This is a genomic window from Litchfieldella anticariensis FP35 = DSM 16096 (assembly GCF_000409775.1).
In the GTDB taxonomy this organism is placed as follows: domain Bacteria; phylum Pseudomonadota; class Gammaproteobacteria; order Pseudomonadales; family Halomonadaceae; genus Litchfieldella; species Litchfieldella anticariensis.
The window spans coordinates 439,032-458,050 of record NZ_KE332391.1; the positions used below are offsets into that span (position 1 = coordinate 439,032).

Below are 19,019 nucleotides of genomic sequence, written 5' to 3' on the forward strand. Positions count from 1 at the left end.
CTGATCCTGCCCAAAGCCCTGAGCCTGCCACAACCGGTCGGTCAGGGCTTTTTTCTTCCAGCCAAACTGACCTGCGACCAATGGATAATGAATCACATCTTCCATTTGTTGAGATTTTGGAATTTATATTCTAATCTGAACGAAACTTGAAAAACGCTACCGATATACGGCAACCCTGGCCGGCAGAGCCCTTCTACCGACAAGCAACGACGCAGGAGCTCGGGATACGGCCCCAAGTAGGATACGACCGCTATGAACGACACGAAGACCTTGGATCTGATCTGTCTAGGACGCGTCGCCGTCGACCTCTATTCAGAACAGATCGGCAGCCGACTCGAGGACGTCTCGAGCTTCGCCAAGTATCTGGGTGGAAGTTCCGGCAACATGGCCTACGGCACCGCACGCCTGGGGCTGAAATCAGCCATGCTGTCGCGCGTCGGCAATGAGCAGATGGGTAACTTCGTGCGCGAGGAGCTCGAGCGCGTGGGCGTCGATACCACGGCCCTGCAGACCGACCCGGAACGCCACACCGGGCTGGTACTGCTGGCGCTCAAGGATCGTGACAGTTTCCCGCTGCTGTTCTATCGCCGTGACTGTGCCGACATGGCCATCGATCATGATTCCATCGACCCGGACTTCATCGGCCGTGCGCAGGCGCTGGCCATCACCGGCACGCACCTGTCCACCGAAACCACCGGCAAGGCCTGCCGCAAGGCCCTGGACGCCGCCGCCGAGCATGGCGTCAAGCGTGTGCTGGATATCGACTACCGTCCGGTATTGTGGGGCCTGACCACGCCCGGTGACGGGGAAACCCGCTTCATCGCCGATGACAAGGTCACCCGCGACCTGCAAGCCTGGCTCCCCGACTTCGACCTGATCGTCGGTACCGAGGAAGAATTCCATATCGCAGGGGGCAGCACCGACACCCTTGAATCCCTGCACGCGGTGCGCAAGATCAGTGATGCCACCCTGGTCTGCAAGCTGGGCCCCCAAGGCTGCGTGGTCTTCGAGGGCGAGATTCCCGCACGCATCGAGGACGGCATCCTGGTCGAGGGCGTCAAGGTCGAGGTGCTCAACGTGCTGGGCGCCGGCGACGCCTTCATGAGCGGTCTGCTGCGCGGCTGGCTACGCGGCGAGGACTGGGCCACCAGCGCCAGCTATGCCAATGCCTGCGGTGCATTGGTTGTCTCACGCCACGGCTGTGCCCCGGCCATGCCCACCGAAGAAGAATTGTTCGACTATCTGGGCCGTCGCGAATCGGTGAAACGCCCCGACAAGGATATCCAGCTCAACCACCTGCACCGGGTCACCACACGGACCCCGGTGGAGTGGCCGGAGGTCTGTGGCCTGGCCTTCGATCACCGGCGCCAGCTCACCGACATGGCCCGTGAGGTCAAGGCCGACCCCGGTCGGATCCCGACCCTCAAGCGCCTGCTGGTCGAATCCGCCGAGGAAGGTGCGCGCCGCACCGGACTTGAAAAGCCGGCGATCCTGGTCGATGACGTCTTCGGCCAGGACGCGCTCAACGATGCCACCGGCAAGGGCTGGTGGATCGGCCGCCCGGTGGAACTGCCCAGCTCGCGCCCACTGCGCTTCCAGCATGGCGACGACCTGGGGAGCTGTCTGCGTAACTGGCCCAAGGAGCACATCATCAAGTGCCTGGTGTTCTACCACCCGGATGACCCGGTATCGCTGCGTCTCGATCAGGAGGCTCACCTGCGCCAGCTCTACCAGGCAGCCTGCAGCAATGGCTTGGAGTTACTGGTCGAGGTGATTCCGCCCAACCATCAGGATGTCGACGATCACACCCTGGCTCGCTCCCTGCAGCGTCTCTACAACCTGGGTATCCGCCCTGACTGGTGGAAATTGCCGACCATGTCCGATGCCGCCTGGCGAGAAGTCAGCCAAGTGATCGAGAGCCAGGATCCACATTGCCGTGGCGTGGTACTGCTGGGACTGGACGCACCCATGGATGACATGAAGAACGGCTTCACTGCTGCCGCGCAGCATGCCCAGTGCAAAGGGTTTACCGTCGGCCGCACCCTGTTCTCCGCTCCCAGCCGTGCCTGGCTGGCCGGTGATATCGATGATGCTCAACTGGTCGACCAGGTCGCGGGCAATTACGCGGAATTGATCGAGGAATGGCAGCGGCTGCGCACCACCGCCCAGCCCCAAGCAGAGGAAATCCTGTCATGAACACCGTTAGACTCACCATGGCACAGGCCGTCATTCGCTACATGATGGCCCAGAAAGTCGACATCGACGGTGAGCTGAAGCCCATGTTCGCCGGCGTGTGGGCCATCTTCGGCCACGGCAATGTGGCCGGCTTGGGCGAGGCGCTGTATCACGTCCAGGATGAACTGCCCACCTACCGGGCCCACAACGAACAGGGCATGGCGCATGCCGCCATCGCCTACGCCAAGACATTGAACCGCCGGCAGATGATGGCCTGCACCGCCTCGGCCGGGCCCGGCTCGACCAACATGGTTACCGCCGCCGCCGTGGCCCATGTCAACCGGCTGCCGGTCCTGTTCCTGCCGAGTGACACCTTCGCCACCCGCTTGCCGGACCCGGTGCTGCAGCAGGTCGAGAACTTCCACGACCACACCCTGACATCCAACGACTGCTTCAAGCCGGTCAGCCGCTTCTTCGACCGTATCACTCGGCCCGAACAGTTGCTGACCTCGCTGCCCCAGGCCATGCGCGTGCTGACCGACCCGGTCGAGTGCGGTCCGGTGACCCTGGCCATGCCGCAGGACGTGCAGACCATGGCCTATGACTTCCCGGGGCACTTCTTCGCCGAAAAGGTGCACCGCCTGCGTCGCCAGTCACCGGACAAGCAGGAATTGGCCGCCGCCATCGAACTGATCCGTCAGTCCAAAAAGCCGCTGGTCATCGCCGGAGGCGGCGTTCACTACTCGGGCGCTCTGAGCGAGCTGGACGCGCTGGTCTCCACCTACCATCTGCCGGTGGGCGAAACCCAGGCCGGCAAGGGCGCCCTGCCCTGGGATCATGAGCAGAACATGGGCACCATCGGCGTGACCGGTGCCGCCTCCACCAATGCCCTGGCGGCCGAGGCCGACCTGATCATCGCCGTAGGTACCCGCCTGGGCGACTTCGCCTCCGGCTCGCGCTCCATGATCAATCCGAACGCCCGCCTGCTGTGTCTCAACGTCGCCTCCTTCGATGCCGTCAAGCACAAGGGTCAGCCGCTGGTCGGCGACGCCAGGCTGACGCTGTCTGAAGTTCAGTGGGCCTTGGGAGAGTGGCAGCCCGAGGGTGCCTGGATCGAGAAAGCCGCCCAGCTCCGCGCCGAATGGAACAAGACGGTGGACATCGCCACCACCGATCGCGGCACCAACCTGCCCACCGATGCCGAAGTCGTCGGCGCCGTGAACCGCGCCGCCGGCGAGAAAGACATCGTGGTGTGTGCCGCCGGTGGGTTACCGGGCGAGCTGCAGAAGCTGTGGCGCACCCGCAACGACCGCGGCTACCACATGGAGTACGGCTACTCCTGCATGGGCTACGAGCTGGCTGGCGGCCTGGGCACCAAGATGGCCAAGCCCGACTCCGAAGTCTTCGTCATGGTCGGTGATGGCTCCTACCTGATGCTCAATTCCGAGATCGCCACCTCGGTGATGTTGGGCTACAAGATCATCGCCGTGGTGCTCGACAACCGGGGTTACGGCTGTATCCATCGCTTACAGCAATTCTGTGGCGGCCCCGGCTTCAACAACCTGCTGGACGACTGCCTGACCGTCGAGGGCGGCGCGCCCAAGACCGATTTCGCCGCGCACGCCACTGCCCTCGGTGCACGCGCCGAGAAGGTCAACGACATCCAGGAACTGGAAGCGGCACTGGAACGTGCCAAGGCATCGAACGTCAGCTACGTGATCACCCTGGATACCGATCCGCTGCGCGATACCAAGGAAGGCGGTTCATGGTGGGACGTGGCGGTAGCGGAGGTTTCCGAGCGCTCCGAGGTCGAGGAAGCCCGCAAGCGCTATGAGAGTTATAAGACACGCCAGTTCCAGAACCTTTAACCACTATCACGACCGACTTGGGAAACACTGAATAAATCGGCGAGCGGGATGAAGCACAAGGCGCCCGCAGCGCAGACACCGGAGCCTATGCGGTACTAGGTGAGGATGTCGAGCAGCGCGCAACGCAGTGATTCGCCCGCGCAGACATTTATGCAGTCTTTCCCTACAGGAGTTCGCCATGACCGTAAGACTGGGAATCAACCCGCTGACCTGGACCAATGACGACCTGCCCAGCCTGGGCGGCGAGACTCCACTCGAGGTCTGCCTGGCGGAAGGCCGCGAGGCCGGTTTCAGCGGCTTCGAACTGGGCCACAAGTTCCCGCGCACTCCGGAGGCTCTCTCCGAAGTGCTGGGCAAGCACGACCTGTCACTGGTCTCCGGCTGGTACTCCAGCAATCTGCTGGAGCGTAGCCCCGAGGAGGAGATCGAGGCGGTCAAGGATCACCTGAACCTGCTCAAGCAGTGTGGCGCCAAGGCCATGGTGTTCTGTGAGGTCACCCACTGCGTACACGGCGACCAGTCGCACCCGCTGTCTCAGCGCCCGCACTTGAGCGATGCCGAGTGGCAGCGTCTGACCGAAGGGCTCAACATCGTCGGCGACTACCTCAAGGAGCAAGGCGTGCACATGGCTTACCACCACCACCTGGGCACCGTGGTGGAGAGCCAGGCCGACGTCGAGCGCCTGATGGACAATACCCGCGACTCAGTGGGCCTGCTGCTCGACTTCGGCCACCTGGTGGGCGCCGGTGGTGACCCGCTGGCCATCGCCAAGCGCTACTCCTCACGCATCAAGCACGTGCACTGCAAGGACATTCGCTTCCCAGTGCTGGATGAGCTGCGCAACCGCGACAAGAGCTTCCTCAACGGTGTGCTCGATGGGGTATTCACCGTACCCGGTGACGGCAACATCGATTTCCTGCCCGCTCTGAAGCACCTGAGTGAACAGGGCTACCAGGGCTGGCTGGTGGTGGAAGCCGAGCAGGACCCGAAAGTCGCGCATCCGCTGACCTATGCCCGCCTGGGGTGTCGCAACCTCAGATCGCTGGCCGAACAAGCAGGGTTCACCGTCGAGAAATGACACGCCCTGATCACAGGCCCCCAATCTCTAACCGGAAGCCCCGAAGGTTATTTCATGAACCAGATTCATCATTATCTCAATGGCAGCATCGTCGAGGGCCGCAGCGAACGCTTCGCTCCGGTCTACAATCCCGCCACCGGCGAGCAGAGCGCTCAAGTGGCCCTGGCTACCGCTGATGAAACCCGCGAAGCGGTACGCATTGCCGACGAGGCCTTCGCCTCGTGGTCCAAGGTCACGCCACTCAAGCGCGCGCGCATCCTGTTCAAGTTCAAGGAACTGGTGGAGGCCAATGCCGACGAGATCGCTCGACTGATCTCCAGCGAGCATGGCAAGGTGTTTTCCGATGCCAAGGGCGAACTGACCCGTGGCCTGGAAGTCGTCGAATTCGCCTGCGGCATCCCGCACCTGCAGAAGGGCGAGCACTCGCTGAACGTGGGTACCGGCGTCGACAGCTACTCGCTGATGCAACCGCTGGGTGTGTGTGCCGGTATCTCGCCGTTCAACTTCCCGGCCATGGTGCCGATGTGGATGTTCCCCATCGCCCTGGCCTGCGGCAATACCTTCGTCATGAAGCCCTCGGAGAAGGATCCGTCCACGCCGATGCGCCTGGCCGAACTGCTCAAGGAAGCCGGCCTGCCCGATGGCGTGTTCAACGTGGTCAACGGCGACAAGGAGTCCGTCGACGTGCTGCTCACCGACGAGCGCGTCCAGGCGGTGAGCTTCGTCGGCTCCACCCCGATCGCCGAATACATCTATTCCACCGCTTCTGCGCATGGCAAGCGTGTCCAGGCTCTGGGCGGCGCCAAGAACCACATGGTGGTCATGCCCGATGCCGACCTCGACCAGGCCGTTGGCGCCCTGATGGGTGCCGCCTACGGTTCGGCCGGCGAGCGCTGCATGGCCATTTCCGTGGCCATACCGGTTGGCCAGGAAACCGCCGAGCGCCTGCGCGAGAAGCTCGTCGCCGAGCTTGCCAAGCTGCGCGTCGGCCCGGGGATCGTCGACGGCCCCGACAACGACATGGGCCCGCTAGTCACCAGGGAGCACCTGGAAAAGGTCAAGGGCTACATCGCTACCGGCGTCGAGGAAGGCGCGGAATTGGTGGTCGACGGTCGAGAAGCGGTGATCGAAGGTGCGAGCAATGGCTACTTCGTCGGCGGCTCGCTGTTCGACCACGTCAAGCCGGGGATGCGCATCCACAGCGAGGAGATCTTCGGCCCGGTGCTGGCCATCGCCCGCGCCGACAGCTATGACGAAGCGGTCAAGATGATCAACGACCACGAGTACGGCAACGGCACCGCCATCTTCACCCGTGACGGCGACGCCGCCCGCCAGTTCTGCGAGCAGATCCAGGTGGGCATGGTGGGGGTCAACGTGCCGATCCCGGTGCCCATGGCCTTCCACAGCTTCGGCGGCTGGAAGCGCTCACTGTTCGGTCCGCTGCACATGCACGGTCCCGATGGCGTGCGCTTCTACACCCGCATGAAGACCATCACCCAGCGCTGGCCGAGCGGTATTCGTGCTGAGACCAATCACTTCACCATGCCGACGCATTAACCCTTCAAAACTGCTGCGCTCGACATCTCGGGCGCTGGCGGTGCGCGGAATCCTCATGTACACCTTCCGTACACTCCGGTTCCTGTGCTCCGGCAGCGCCCGACCTGTCTTCGCTCGCGACGTTTTGAAGCAGTACTTTTGGCCATATTCAACGAACAGGGAGGACGCCATGCCTCTAGTTACTATCACCCTACCCGATCACCGCCCGATACTTTGGCGCAAGAAAGTCGCCGACATCGTCAATGCCGCAGTGATCGAGACCCTCGATTTTCCCGACGACGACCGTTACCAGATCATCCAGGCACTTCCTGTCGAACAGATGGAACTACAGAAACGCCATTGTGATGCGGTGATACTGCAACTGACTATGCGTGCCGGGCGTTCCGCCGAAGCCAAGCAAGCTTTCTATCGCCGGGTAGTCGACGACCTGGCCCATCAAGCTGATATCAAGCCGGCCAATGTGATGATCGTGATTACCGAGAATAGCGATGCCGATTGGTCGTTCAGCCACGGCGAGGCGCAGTTTCTCACTACCCAACTGGCTTGTTGAGCCGCAAGAATCCAGCACACTTTTCTCTCGTTACCTCTTTGATGACCTCGCGATGGCACAAGCGTGGGAGTCAAGGCGATCATCATGAGAAAACAAAAAGTCAGCGAGCGGTTCCTAATCGGTACCCGTGGCGTTTTCAATGCGTCCTGCGATGGGAGTCACGGATTATCAATTCTCCCGGCACCAGGTGGCGACGTGGTGCCGCATCCCTGAGACTTATCCGTCGAACCGCCTCGCTGACCAACTGCTCCAAAGGCTGCCGGTAGGTCGTCAATGCATAGCTCGGCGACGCCGCTTCCTCGATGTCGTCGAAGCCGACGATTCCCATGCTTCCCACCTCTCCCCGCTTGTGCAGCGCATCCAGGGCGCCGATGGCGAGAATGTCATTCTCGCAGAACAACGCCTCGACCCTTTCGGCCGGCACCATGGTTTCCAGATAGCGCTCCAGGGTGCGATAGCCACATGCGCGCTGGTAATGCCCCCCTTCCAGGATCTCTTCGACAGCCAGACCATGCTCGGCCAGTCCATCTCGAAACCCTTCCAGCCGCCTGAGCTGGGTGGACTCGCTGATCAGCCCCGTCATGTAACCAATCCTCCGATATCCCTGCTCGATCAACAAGGCTGCTATCTCACGACCTGCACGATAGCCATCCGTAGAGACGACCTGGATATTGGGGTCCATGCAATTACGGTAGAGAACGATGAGAGGGATGTGGCGAATTTGTTGCGCCAATTCCACCAGTTCGTCCCTCAACACGGTGCCGAGAAAGATCAGACCGTCCACCTGGAACTGGTCGGCCAACGAGATGGCCGCACCATGATCGTTTTCCGAGCTGATGTTCAGCAGCATGGAAAGATAGCCTCTGCTTTGCAGCTGCGAGGTGGTGGCATTGATCAGTGCGAGCAAATTGGGGTTGTCCATCTCGTCTACCACCAGGCCCACGATATGGGTCTGACGCTTGGTCAGTCCACGAGCCAACAGGTTGGGCCGGTAGCCAAGTTCCGCAGCGGCCTTGAGCACGCGCTCTCGTGCCCGGGGAGAGACCGAAGCGCCCTCGGTGAAGGTCCTGGAAACGGTCCACTTGGACACCCCGGCCTTGGCCGCCACATCACTGGCCGTAACTTTCTGGTTCGCCTGGGGCTTGGAATTTTTGTTCACAACATTTCCTTGACAGAACGTTTTTACCCATTCTACGCTTTTTGCAACCGGGTGCAATCTGATAGCACATAAACCTGCTTCCGGTGGGGCGAAAGGCGCAACACGGCTTGCGCACTTTTTTCGGCCATCATTGCAACCGAGTGCAAATAGGCGGCAAATGCCCCCTTCGGAGAATCGAGAGCTGCAGCAGGCCTGCAATTTTTTTGGCCACCAATTGCAACCGGGTGCAAATCACTCGAACCACAACAACCGACAAGGAATCACGACATGATCAATGGTGAAAAGACAATCCAACGTCCCCTGCGCTGGGGCATGGTGGGAGGCGGACGCACCGGTCAGGTGGGCTACAAGCATCGCACCGGCGCCCTGCGGGACGGCACCTACCAACTGCTGGCCGGCGCATTCGATCTTGACGCGGAGCGTGGCCGCGATTTCGGTATCAACCTCGGTGTCGCCAAGGATCGCTGCTACACGACCTACCAGGATCTCATCGCAGGAGAGACCGCGCGCGAAGACGGCGTCGAGGTCGTGTCGATCGCCACGCCCAACTTCACCCACTATGAGATCACCAAGGCTTGCCTGGAAGCGGGCCTGCATGTGATCTGCGAAAAGCCGCTGTTCTTCACTGTCGCCGAGTGCGAAGAGGTGACGAGACTGGCCGAGGACAAGGGTCTGATCGTGGGCGTGACCTATGGCTTCAGCGGTCACCCGCTGGTTCGCCAGATGGCCGCTATGGTCGAGAAGGACATGCTCGGCGAGATCCGCATCGTCGACATGCAATATACCCATGGCTTCAACGCGGGCGACGATGTGGGCGCCGGCGAGGCCGTGAAATGGCGCACCAACCCCGAGACCGCCGGCCCCACCTTCGTGCTGGGCGATATCGGCACGCACCTCCATTACCTCTCCGGGATGGTGCTGCCGCATATGAAGATCGAAAAACTGCTCTGCGACCGCAAGGCTTTCATTCCAACCCGCGAACCGCTCGAAGACCACGCCACCGTGCTGACCCACTACGACAACGGCGCCCGTGGCCGTCTCTGGGTATCGTCGGTGAACGCCGGCCACATGGGCTCCCAGCGCTACCGTTTCGTCGGTTCCAAAGCCTCCCTCGATTGGTCCGACTCCCATCCCGACCAGTTGATCTACGAGGTGCAGGGGGAACCGAGCCGTACCTTGCACCACGGCATGCCCTACCTGGAAGAGGAAAGCCTGGCAATCGATCGCATGGGTGCGCTTCACACCGAAGGTCTCGGTGACAGCTGGTCCAACATCTATCTGTGGATCGCCGAGGCCATCGACGCCAAGAAGCGCGGTGATGACGCCTTCCTGAAAGCGCATCACTACCCGGGGATCGAGGCCGGCACCGAAGGCGTGCGTTGGCTCGAGAACTGCGTGCGCTCGGCCGACAGCGGCGCTACCTGGGTCCGTTACGAGTAACGCACATACCGGGTACGCATCGATAACCGATAACGAGAGTAACGACGATGAAGCTTTCTATCTGTACCGATGTCATGGGCGATCTCTCCTTCACTGAGATGCTCGACAAATGCGTGGCTCTCGGCGTCGAGGGCGTCGAGATGACCGGCGGCGGCTGGTCGCCGGCACCCCATTTCCGTGCTGACGAACTGTTGTCCGACAAGGGCCTGCTCAAGAGAAAACTGAGCGAAATTGAAGCCCGCGGTCTCGAGATCGCCGCGCTCAACTGCTCGAGCAATCCGCTCGATCCCGGCGCGCTTGGCGAGCGTCACCGCAAGGAGCTCGAACAGACCATCCGCCTGGCCGGTGAAATGGGCGTGAAGAAGATCGTGACCATGTCCGGCCTGCCGCCCGCCGCTCCAAGTGACAGCGTGCCGAATTGGCTCGTCTACACCAAGAGCTGGCCCGATGAGATGCCCGAACGCGACCGCTACCAGTGGGAAGATTGCGCGTTCCCCTATTGGCATGGGCTCGTCAAGCTCGCCGATGAAGTGGGTGTCGAGAAATACGCGCTTGAAAATTTCTCCGCCATGCTGGTGTGGAACCCCGAGACCCTGTTCCGCCTGCGCGACGAAGTGGGGCCGAAGGTCGGTATGAATCTCGACCCGTCGCATCTGTTCTGGAAAGGGGCATGCCCGATCGCCGGGGCCCGTGCCCTGGGCGAGGCGATCCATCATTGCCACGGCAAGGACACCCGCATCGAGCGCGGTCTGGCCGATATGAACGGTCTTCTTGAACTGAAGGAAGTCACCGACGTTGCCAACCGTGCGTGGAACTACGTCGCCGTCGGCGCCGGCCACGACCTGCAGTGGTGGAAGGAGTTCTTCTCCGTCGTGCGCATGGTTGGCTACAACGACTGGGTCAGTCTCGAGATGGAAGATTTCACCATGTCCACCGAGGCAGGCATCCAATCCTCCATCGACGCCCTGCAGCAAACCATCAGCAAGTAAGAAGTACGCCCAGCAAGACAACAACAAAGGAGAAAGACTATGAAAAAACCAAGCCCGATCCCGCTCCCCTCCTAACCACTCTGGTGACCCAAACATTCCGGAACAAGAATTCCATTTATACCAAAGTATAGAACAAATAGTTTGCCATAAGACGATTCGGAATCTACATTTCACAAATAGATGTCACTCGATACTCGAGCGTTGGCAGAACAATACAAAGTCTCTCCGGTATCCGTAATGCCCTTGGCTACGGGTAGCTTCGACAACAACCCGCTCCAGTTAGAAAGTTGGCAACACTTGGCGGGACACCACCAGCAGAGAGGACAACAACATGAAATGGCTCGCATCTATCAAGACAGGCCTAGCGATAGCAGGGATCGCTCTGACTGCCACGACGGCAGTAGCTCAGGAGCCCGAGGAATATCGCTTCGTGATGGTTTCCCATATCGGCTCCAACGACCCGAACATGAAATGGCTGACCATGGCCATGGAGGAGTTCGAGAAAAAATACCCGAACGTGACCACGGAATACGTTTCCTCCAATCAGTATTCCGTCCAGGAATTGGTGCGCCTGCTGGATCAAACCATCGCCTCTCGCCCCGATGGTATCGCTGTACCCATCGTCAGCCGCGATGCGCTCGAAGGACCGATTCGCCGGGCGATCGACTCGGGAATTCCCGTTGTGGCGTTCAACATTCCGGACTCTCGACCGGAAAGAGAACGCATCCCCTATATGACCTATGTGGGTGGCGACGAGTACCTTACCGGCTACAAGACTGGCCAATACGCCATCGAGAAGGCCGAGGCGGGGGAAGTCCCGATGCCGGAACACGTCGTCTGCGCAATGATCGCAGCGGAGCACGAAGGGCTTCGTGAGCGCTGTCGCGGTATCGAGGAAGCCGTCGCGGAAGTGGGCGCCACCACGGAATATCTCTTCACGGGTGCCGACCCGGCTACTTTCCGCAGCAACCTGCAGGCCTATCTGTCTTCCCATCCTGAGTCCAACTACATCCTCAACATGGGGGATTTCACCGCTCCCTGGTCATGGCAGGTCGCCAATGAGCTAGGCATGAGTCCCGATGTCGATGATGAAGGCATGACCATCCTCGCCGTTGGTATTGGACCGATCGGCCTGTCCGGACTGAAGGAGGGCCACCTGCTGGTTGCCAGTGAGCAAGGTTTCTGGCTGCAAGGCTATATCCCGTTCGAATGGCTCTACTGGTATCACGAACTCGGCTATGAAGCTCAGTCGGACATCATCACCGGCCCGATCATGGTCGATACCACCAATATAGAAAAGTTCGACCCCCTATCCAAAGCAGTATTCGGGTCAGGCTCCGAAGACAGCTCAGCCTGGCAGTAAGTGCCATTCGCTGGTCTGGTGTAACGGCGACACAACCGATACACCGGATCACTGGATCGGGGCTACAGCCCCGATCCAGGAGACAGCTCGGGATGAACCGCAAGTGAGCTTCTTATGATTACTCTAAATACTAGCGCTTTCGCACGACGCCCAGACTTCGGAGCCATTGTCGGTGTCATCATGATGTTTGCGGTGTTCTCACTCATCGATTTTTCCGGATGGTGGTCGGGAAGTACCCTGGGCAACATCCTGCAATTCACGGCCATTCTCGGCTGCATGTCAATTGGCCAGGCTATCGTGATCATGGCCAAGGAAATCGACCTCTCCGTCGGTTCCGTCTATGGGTTGACCGGGATCGCTTTCATCACGCTGGAGGCCGACCTCGGCGTGCCCGGCGCCATCATCGCTGCCATGGCGATCGCCGGCGGTATCGGTTTCCTCCAAGCCATGGCCGTCATCAAGGGCAAGATCCCATCGATGATCGTCACTTTGGGCGGCCTCTTCGCGGTGCGCGGCCTGATCTATGTGTGGACCGGGGGTTCGGTGCGCTCCCTTCCGGCCGAATCCCGCGCGCATTGGCTGACCCAATTGTTCGGTGGCGAACTGTTCGGTATCGAGGCCGCGATCCTGTGGACGGCTGGACTGATGGTGGTGCTGTCACTGGTGATATGGCGCATGAAGTTCGGCAACCGGTTGTTGGCAACCGGTGGCGACGAGAACACGGCGCTCAGCCAGGGCATCCGCACTGATCGCGTCAAGATCAGGGCCTTCGTACTTTGCTCGTTGCTGGCCGGTTTCGCCGCGATCCTGACTCTGGCAGACAAGCCCCAGACCCACGTCACCCTCGGTGATCTGATGGAGCTCGAGGCGATTGCTGCGGCCGTCATCGGGGGCTGCCTGCTGAGCGGTGGGCGTGGTTCCCTTCTCGGTGCCGTGCTCGGTGCTTTCATCATTACCGGTGTGCGCTATGAACTGATCAGTCTGGGAGCTCCCGCCTCCTGGTATATCAGTTTCGTCGGCCTCGTGCTGATAGTCGCCCTCATCTTTAACCAGTCCCTGATCCGCTGGGCCGGAAACCGCGCCTGAGGAGAACCATCATGTCCGTGACTCCCATGAATAAAAATGCCCCCCTGATCGAAGTCCGCAATCTCGACCTGCATTTTGGCGCCTTCCATGCCCTGAAGAATGTCTCGGTTTCCTTCGACTCCGGTCAGTTGATCGGCCTGGTCGGTGATAATGGTGCCGGCAAGACCACCCTGATCAAGGTGCTTTCCGGCATTCACAAGCCCAACAGTGGCGAGGTCTACTTCGCCGGCAAACGCGTCAAGGAGTTCCATCCGAAGCTTGCCATCAAATTCGGAATCGAGACCATTCAGCAGAGCGTGGGGTTATGCGACAACCTGTCGATCGCTCGCAATTTCTATCTGGGCCGGGAACCGGTCAAACGCTGGTTCGGGATTCCATTCCTCGACTTCAAGAAGATGCGCGATGCCAGCACCAAGGTCATTCGCACCTTCGGTCTGAGGGAAAATGTCAGCGCCGATGACCAGGTCGAAATGCTCTCCGGCGGCGAGCGCCAATCGATAAAGATCGGTCGGGCCGTCGAGTTCAAGAACCGGGTGGTCATCATGGACGAGCCCACCAACCACCTCTCAGTCCGCGAGCGCGAGCACGTCAATGAACTGGCACAGCAATTGCGCGACCAAGGCCTACTGGTGATCTACATCACTCACGATATCCACCAGGTCCATAAGCTCGCTGACCGCATTGTCATCATGGAGAACGGCGAGAAGGTCACGGATGTCGCCAAGGACGAGATGACCGCCGACGAGCTCGAAGAGGTCATTCGCTGCGGCGGCCGCGTCGTGGATACAAGCAAAGAGGTGGAACCGTCATGATGGGGTCTTCCGTTCGCCAACTGGTGCGCCAGCACAGCGAAATCGGCATCTTGCTGATTGCCATCCTGCTGGTGGCGTTTTTCTCCTTCTCTTCCTTCGACAAGTGGGCCAACGCCTATAACTTGGCGTCGATCGCGCAGATCACCGCCACGCTGGGCTTGCTGGCCTTGGGCGCTTCCCTGGTCATGGGTACCGGCGAGATCGATATTTCGGTGGGCTCGACCTTTGGTATCGGCGCCTTGGTCTACCTGGGCACAGTGGCCACGATCGGTCCAATTCCGGCGATGCTCCTGGCGGCGACCGCCGGCGCAGGTATCGGGCTGTTGAATGGATTCCTGGTCACCCGCTTCGGCATTTCCTCGCTGATGCTCACCTTGAGCACTCTGCTGGTGTTTCGTGGCGTTGCCGTGGCCCTGACCGAAGGCTTCTCGTTTTCCGTTCCCTATGACCAGCGCTCGGGGTTCCTGTATCAGCTGTTCGGCGGTGGCGATTTCCTGGGCGTGAATACGGCGTTCTGGTGGTTGCTCCTGGGGCTAATCGTACTGATGGCCTTCCTCTACGCCACACCGGGAGGCAACCGTCTGCTGGCGGTAGGCGGATCCGTTGGTACCGCGCATTCTCGGGGCATACGGGTCAACCGGGTCAAGCTGAGGGCCTTCATTCTGTGCGGGATCCTGGCTGCATTGGCCGGCACCCTGGAAGGCGGCAAGCTGGGCTTCGCCGATGGAGGCATGGGTCGCCTGATGGAGCTTCAGGCCATTGCTGCCTGTGTGCTCGGTGGCTGTGCACTCCTGGGTGGCCGGGTCTCGCTTTTCGGCGTGGTGATTGGCGCTTTCGTGTTGTCATCCATCCAGAGTTTCCTGGTGGTTAACGGCGTGCAACCTCAGTGGTTCATGTTGCTGTTGGGCGTGATAGTGGTGGTAGCAGCCATCAGTGACAGAGCGCTTCGCGACTGGGCGTTACGCAGCAGATAAAAGAACCTCATGAAACCTATTGAATTAGCCAGCGATTAAAAGGATTCGCATCATGACACTGAAAATCGGTGTGATTGGCACGGGTGCCATCGGTAAGGAGCATATTCACCGCATTACCCACAAGTTGAAGGGTGCGCAAGTTGTAGCAGTGAGTGATGTCAATCTCGAACAAGCGCGCGCTGTGGTCGAGGGCGAGAACCTGCAGGCGAAAGTCTATGAACGGGGCGTAGACGTTATCAACGCTTCCGATGTGGATGCGCTGATCGTCACATCGTGGGGGCCGACCCATGAAGAGTTCGTACTGGCCTCCATCGCAGCCGGCAAGCCAGTATTCTGCGAAAAACCACTGGCAGTGACCGCCGAAGGCTGCCGACAAATCGTCGATGCCGAGATGGCCGCAGGGCGCAAGTTGGTTCAGGTCGGTTTTATGCGGCGCTTCGACCAGTCCTATCGCCAGCTCAAGCAGGTGCTGACGGCAAATACCATCGGCGCCCCGCTGATCCTCAACTGCTCCCACCGCAACCCCCAGTCACCAAGTTCGGACTTCAGCGGCGACATGGCGCTGACCGACTCCTGCGTGCACGAGTTCGACGTGCTTCGCTGGCTGCTCGACGACGACTATGTCAGCGCCCAGGTCATCCAGCCGCGCAAGACTCGACTGTGTGACGCCGAGTTGCAGGATCCGCACGTCATCCTGCTGCGCACCCGTCAGGGCATTCACATCTCCATCGAGAGCTTCGTCAACTGCCAGTATGGCTATGACATTCAATGCCAAGTGGTCGGGGAAACGGGGACCGCCAATCTACCCGAACCGGCCAGCGTGCCGGTACGCCGTGAAGCCAAGCTGTCCAGTGACATTCTGGTCAGTTGGAAAGACCGTTTCATCGATGCCTTCGATGTCGAGTTCCAGGAATGGATCGACGCCACCGTGCGCGGCGAGATGACCGGCCCCAGCGCCTGGGATGGCTATGTTGTGGCCCTGACCGGCGATGCTTGCGTCAAGGCCAAGTACTCCGGCCAGATCGAGCCGATCGAGCTGCCCGAATGCCCTGCGTTTTATCGCTGACATCATCGTTGTATTGATCAAGGGGGAAACCATGAAAATTGGACTCGTCACCGACAGCCTGGCCAACCTCAGCCTGGACGAACTGTTGGTATTCTGCGCCGAGCAGGGCATCGACAGCGTCGAATTCGCCATCGGCAACTGGTCGAACTCGCCGCACCTCGACCCCGACCGCCTGCTCGAGAGTGCCACCGAGCGCCGAGAACTCCAGGCCAAGCTCCGCGACCATGGACTGAGCATCTCGGCATTCAATGCCAACGGCAACCAGCTCCATCCCACCGATGGGGAACGACAGAATCGGGTGGTGCGTCAGGCCATCCAGCTCTCCCGGCATTTCGAGATTCCTCGGACTAACCTGATGTCCGGCCTGCCGGGGGGCGCGCCCGGCGACAAGATGCCTAACTGGGTGACCGCGGCCTGGCCGCTGGAGACCCAGCAGATGCTCGACTACCAGTGGAACCAGGTGGCCATCCCCTACTGGCGCGAGCTGGTGAAGTACGCCAACGACCAGGGCATCCACCAGCTGTGTTTGGAGCCTCATGGCAATCAACTGGTCTACAATATGCCGACCTTCCTGCGGTTGCACGAGGCGGTGGGTGACACAGTGGGTCTCAACTTCGATCCCAGCCACCAGTTCTGGATGGGCGGCGATCCCCTCGAGATCGTCAAGCGCTACCCGCAGCACATCTATCATGTGCATGCCAAGGATACCTACCTGCATCCCAGCAACCTGGCGCTCAATACCCGGCTCGACCACCAGCCCATGGAGCGCTTTCAGGCGCGTAGCTGGTCCTACGTGACGCTGGGCTATGGCCACGGCGAAGCCTGGTGGCGCGAGTTCTGCTACTGGTTGCAGGCAGGCGGCTATCAGGACGGCGTGCTGAGTATCGAGCACGAGGACATCAACCTGTCGCGCCGCGAAGGGGTGATCCGCTCCGTCGAGCTGCTGCGTAACTGTATGCCTACCGAGGCGCCCGATTACGAACTGCCGAGCTGATGCCTTTTTGCATTGCATTGCCTGGAGATGCGTCATGCCGGAGCGCCTCAATGTCGACCTGATCGGCAGCGGCTACATGGGCAAGGCCCATGCCATCGCTCTCGAGGCTGCTCCCACCGTCTTCTCCCTGCCCGCCAACCCAGTATGCGAGTTGCTGGCCGAGGTCAACGAGGTATTCGGCCAACCGCAGACGATTATTCCCCGGCGACCGCTGTCCGGCGGAAGCGGCAGCCTGGGGAGGTGGAGAACGACGACCAGGCCCAAGTATTGCTGCGCTTCGACATCGGCCTGATGGGCAACATCGAGACTTCCAGGGTCGCAACTCGTCGCAAGATAGGCTTGGCCTACACCCTCTCCGGCACCAAGGGCACCATCGTCTTCGATCAGGAGCGTATGAGCGAACTGCAACTCTACAAGCACGAGGACCCCGAGGGACGCTGCGGTTTCAACACCCTGCTGATCGGCCCCGAGCATCCGGACTACGCGGCCTTCAGCCCGGCTGGTTCATACCCCACCATTCTGATCTGCCGCGGCTACCTCACCAGCCCAATTCGTTAGCAGATTATCGATTAGTCTGATGGCAAAACCAGCGCCTGCCTTTAGAATCGAAGTTCGATTCGCAGAATGGCATGCGCATGAGATCCGATTCCCTGGCCTACGATTCTGATAGCACTCCTGTCCCCCTGCACCGCCAGTCGGGCTTCCTGGCCTTCCTGGTATCGCGCCTGGCGGCGGTGTTCGCCATGCAGATCCAAGCGGTGGTGGTTGCCTGGCAGGTCTATGACATCACCCGCGATCCCATGTCGCTTGCCTATGTGGGCCTGGCGCAGTTTCTGCCCATGGTGGTGTTGCTGCTCCCCGCCGGCGACCTGGTCGACCGTTTCCCGCGCAAGCGCATCCTGCAACTGAGCTGGGCCGTGCAGGGGCTGTGCAGTGCCCTGCTGCTTGCGCTTTCCGCTTCCGGCAACGGCGATGTCACGCTTTACTATGTCGTGCTGGCGCTGTTTGGCTGTGCGCGAGCCTTCACCGGGCCGACCCTGCAGAGCCTGCTGCCCAATATCGTACCGCGTGCCCAACTGGCCCAGGCCATTGCGCTCAACAGCTCGATCATGAAGATCGCAGTGATCGGTGGGCCGCTGCTGGGTGGCATTCTCTATGCGGTGGGCGGCAGTCTGGCCTATGCGGTATGCCTGGGCTGCTTCGTCACGGCGTTGATACTGCTGGTGCCCGTCCCTGTCCGCCAAGTACAGGAGGCCAAGGCACGCGAAGCCACCGCCTGGCGACGTTTCACTGCAGGGATCGGCTATATCCATTCACAACCGATCATCCTCGGCGCCATCTCCTTGGATCTATTCGCCGTATTGCTGGGCGGAGTCGTGGCACTGCTGCCGATCTATGCCCAGGACATTCTTGGAGTCGGCCCGGAAGGCCTGGGCGCGCTGCGCAGTGCCATCGCGATCGGCGCCCTGCTGATGGGGATCTTTCTGGGAATGCGAGGCATCAAGCGACATGCCGGCCTGGTGATGTTCACCGCGGTGGCTATCTTCGGCCTCGCCAACCTGGTATTCGCACTGTCGACGGTTTTCTGGATTTCCTGGCTGGCCCTGCTGACTGCTGGCGCCGCCGACATGATCAGCGTCTACGTGCGCATGACGCTGATCCAGCTGGCCACCCCGGACGAGATGCGCGGCCGGGTCAATGCCGTCAATATGCTGTTCATCGGCTCGAGCAATGAGCTCGGCGAATTCCGCGCCGGCAGCATGGCCGCCTGGCTGGGCGCGGTACCAGCGGCGGTGGTCGGTGGTCTGGGTACCCTGGCAGTGGTCGGTGCGTGGTCTCGGATCTTCGCCCCCTTACGCAAGGTCGACCGCTTCGACGATGCAACGGTGGAGCACCGCGAACGGTGAA

17 protein-coding genes are annotated in these 19,019 nt (G+C 60.7%); 16 read left to right on the forward strand and 1 reads right to left on the reverse strand.

The features are described 5' to 3' along the window. Nucleotides 1-252 precede the first annotated feature (252 nt). The 5 genes from L861_RS14450 to L861_RS14470 all read left to right on the forward strand — a co-directional run bounded on the left by L861_RS14450 (nt 253) and on the right by L861_RS14470 (nt 7,228). On the forward strand, nt 253-2,196 hold the full coding sequence (locus L861_RS14450) for a bifunctional 5-dehydro-2-deoxygluconokinase/5-dehydro-2-deoxyphosphogluconate aldolase (RefSeq protein WP_016417203.1): 1,944 nt from the start codon (nt 253-255) through the stop codon (nt 2,194-2,196). After that, nucleotides 2,193-4,043 (forward strand): 3D-(3,5/4)-trihydroxycyclohexane-1,2-dione acylhydrolase (decyclizing), encoded by a 1,851-nt coding sequence (gene iolD, locus L861_RS14455; protein WP_016417204.1) that lies wholly within the window; start codon nt 2,193-2,195, stop codon nt 4,041-4,043. The genes L861_RS14450 and iolD overlap by 4 nt, the downstream gene beginning before the upstream one ends. A 178-nt stretch (nt 4,044-4,221) precedes the next feature. Further along, a complete protein-coding gene (gene iolE, locus L861_RS14460) occupies nt 4,222-5,121 on the forward strand; it encodes a myo-inosose-2 dehydratase (protein WP_016417205.1) in 900 nt (299 codons plus the stop codon). Between the two features lie 54 nt (nt 5,122-5,175). Beyond that, a complete protein-coding gene (locus L861_RS14465) occupies nt 5,176-6,678 on the forward strand; it encodes a CoA-acylating methylmalonate-semialdehyde dehydrogenase (protein WP_016417206.1) in 1,503 nt (500 codons plus the stop codon). 169 nt (nt 6,679-6,847) lie between these two features. Then, on the forward strand, nt 6,848-7,228 hold the full coding sequence (locus tag L861_RS14470) for a tautomerase family protein (RefSeq protein ID WP_016417207.1): 381 nt from the start codon (nt 6,848-6,850) through the stop codon (nt 7,226-7,228). 136 nt (nt 7,229-7,364) lie between these two features. On the opposite strand, the gene L861_RS14475 is transcribed toward L861_RS14470, so the two are convergent. Next, nucleotides 7,365-8,387 (reverse strand): LacI family DNA-binding transcriptional regulator, encoded by a 1,023-nt coding sequence (locus tag L861_RS14475; RefSeq protein WP_016417208.1) that lies wholly within the window; start codon nt 8,385-8,387, stop codon nt 7,365-7,367. Nucleotides 8,388-8,654: 267 nt separating this feature from the next. On the opposite strand from L861_RS14475, the gene L861_RS14480 reads away from it, so the two are divergent. The 11 genes from L861_RS14480 to L861_RS14525 all read left to right on the forward strand — a co-directional run bounded on the left by L861_RS14480 (nt 8,655) and on the right by L861_RS14525 (nt 19,018). After that, nucleotides 8,655-9,827 (forward strand): Gfo/Idh/MocA family protein, encoded by a 1,173-nt coding sequence (locus tag L861_RS14480; protein ID WP_016417209.1) that lies wholly within the window; start codon nt 8,655-8,657, stop codon nt 9,825-9,827. A gap of 47 nt (nt 9,828-9,874) precedes the next feature. Beyond that, nucleotides 9,875-10,816 carry a sugar phosphate isomerase/epimerase family protein gene (locus L861_RS14485; RefSeq protein WP_016417210.1) on the forward strand — a complete coding sequence of 314 codons (942 nt, stop codon included), beginning with the start codon at nt 9,875-9,877 and terminating at the stop codon, nt 10,814-10,816. A gap of 331 nt (nt 10,817-11,147) precedes the next feature. Then, entirely contained in the window at nt 11,148-12,179 is a 1,032-nt protein-coding gene (locus tag L861_RS14490; protein WP_016417211.1) for a substrate-binding domain-containing protein, read from the forward strand. A 114-nt stretch (nt 12,180-12,293) separates the two neighbouring features. After that, the gene (locus L861_RS14495) at nt 12,294-13,265 is read left to right on the forward strand and encodes an ABC transporter permease (RefSeq protein WP_016417212.1); all 972 of its coding nucleotides are present in this window, start codon (nt 12,294-12,296) and stop codon (nt 13,263-13,265) included. An 11-nt stretch (nt 13,266-13,276) separates the two neighbouring features. Then, nucleotides 13,277-14,077 carry an ATP-binding cassette domain-containing protein gene (locus L861_RS14500; protein WP_016417213.1) on the forward strand — a complete coding sequence of 267 codons (801 nt, stop codon included), beginning with the start codon at nt 13,277-13,279 and terminating at the stop codon, nt 14,075-14,077. Further along, a complete protein-coding gene (locus L861_RS14505) occupies nt 14,074-15,051 on the forward strand; it encodes an ABC transporter permease (RefSeq protein WP_016417214.1) in 978 nt (325 codons plus the stop codon). The genes L861_RS14500 and L861_RS14505 overlap by 4 nt, the downstream gene beginning before the upstream one ends. A gap of 52 nt (nt 15,052-15,103) precedes the next feature. Next, nucleotides 15,104-16,117, forward strand: coding sequence for a Gfo/Idh/MocA family oxidoreductase (locus tag L861_RS14510; protein ID WP_016417215.1), 1,014 nt, complete (start codon nt 15,104-15,106; stop codon nt 16,115-16,117). Between the two features lie 31 nt (nt 16,118-16,148). Next, nucleotides 16,149-17,111: a sugar phosphate isomerase/epimerase family protein gene (locus L861_RS14515; RefSeq protein ID WP_016417216.1), complete on the forward strand. Its 963-nt coding sequence runs from the start codon at nt 16,149-16,151 to the stop codon at nt 17,109-17,111. 34 nt (nt 17,112-17,145) lie between these two features. Next, nucleotides 17,146-17,403, forward strand: coding sequence for a hypothetical protein (locus L861_RS25065; RefSeq protein ID WP_021029202.1), 258 nt, complete (start codon nt 17,146-17,148; stop codon nt 17,401-17,403). Next, complete coding sequence (locus L861_RS25070) at nt 17,352-17,669, forward strand: Gfo/Idh/MocA family protein (RefSeq protein WP_236617164.1); 318 nt, start codon at nt 17,352-17,354, stop codon at nt 17,667-17,669. The genes L861_RS25065 and L861_RS25070 overlap by 52 nt, the downstream gene beginning before the upstream one ends. A gap of 77 nt (nt 17,670-17,746) precedes the next feature. Next, nucleotides 17,747-19,018, forward strand: coding sequence for an MFS transporter (locus L861_RS14525; RefSeq protein WP_016417217.1), 1,272 nt, complete (start codon nt 17,747-17,749; stop codon nt 19,016-19,018). The last annotated feature ends 1 nt before the right edge of the window (nt 19,019 follow it).

Bases quoted from the DNA above. Each gene is read 5' to 3' on its own strand.
- L861_RS14485 (WP_016417210.1), top strand. From the start codon at position 9,875: ATGAAGCTTTCTATCTGTACCGATGTCATGGGCGATCTCTCCTTCACT.
- L861_RS14525 (WP_016417217.1), top strand. From the start codon at position 17,747: ATGAGATCCGATTCCCTGGCCTACGATTCTGATAGCACTCCTGTCCCC.
- L861_RS14465 (WP_016417206.1), top strand. From the start codon at position 5,176: ATGAACCAGATTCATCATTATCTCAATGGCAGCATCGTCGAGGGCCGC.
- L861_RS25065 (WP_021029202.1), top strand. From the start codon at position 17,146: ATGCCGGAGCGCCTCAATGTCGACCTGATCGGCAGCGGCTACATGGGC.
- L861_RS14450 (WP_016417203.1), top strand. From the start codon at position 253: ATGAACGACACGAAGACCTTGGATCTGATCTGTCTAGGACGCGTCGCC.
- L861_RS14500 (WP_016417213.1), top strand. From the start codon at position 13,277: ATGTCCGTGACTCCCATGAATAAAAATGCCCCCCTGATCGAAGTCCGC.
- L861_RS14515 (WP_016417216.1), top strand. From the start codon at position 16,149: ATGAAAATTGGACTCGTCACCGACAGCCTGGCCAACCTCAGCCTGGAC.
- iolE (WP_016417205.1), top strand. From the start codon at position 4,222: ATGACCGTAAGACTGGGAATCAACCCGCTGACCTGGACCAATGACGAC.
- L861_RS14480 (WP_016417209.1), top strand. From the start codon at position 8,655: ATGATCAATGGTGAAAAGACAATCCAACGTCCCCTGCGCTGGGGCATG.
- L861_RS14470 (WP_016417207.1), top strand. From the start codon at position 6,848: ATGCCTCTAGTTACTATCACCCTACCCGATCACCGCCCGATACTTTGG.
- iolD (WP_016417204.1), top strand. From the start codon at position 2,193: ATGAACACCGTTAGACTCACCATGGCACAGGCCGTCATTCGCTACATG.
- L861_RS14490 (WP_016417211.1), top strand. From the start codon at position 11,148: ATGAAATGGCTCGCATCTATCAAGACAGGCCTAGCGATAGCAGGGATC.
- L861_RS14510 (WP_016417215.1), top strand. From the start codon at position 15,104: ATGACACTGAAAATCGGTGTGATTGGCACGGGTGCCATCGGTAAGGAG.
- L861_RS14505 (WP_016417214.1), top strand. From the start codon at position 14,074: ATGATGGGGTCTTCCGTTCGCCAACTGGTGCGCCAGCACAGCGAAATC.
- L861_RS14495 (WP_016417212.1), top strand. From the start codon at position 12,294: ATGATTACTCTAAATACTAGCGCTTTCGCACGACGCCCAGACTTCGGA.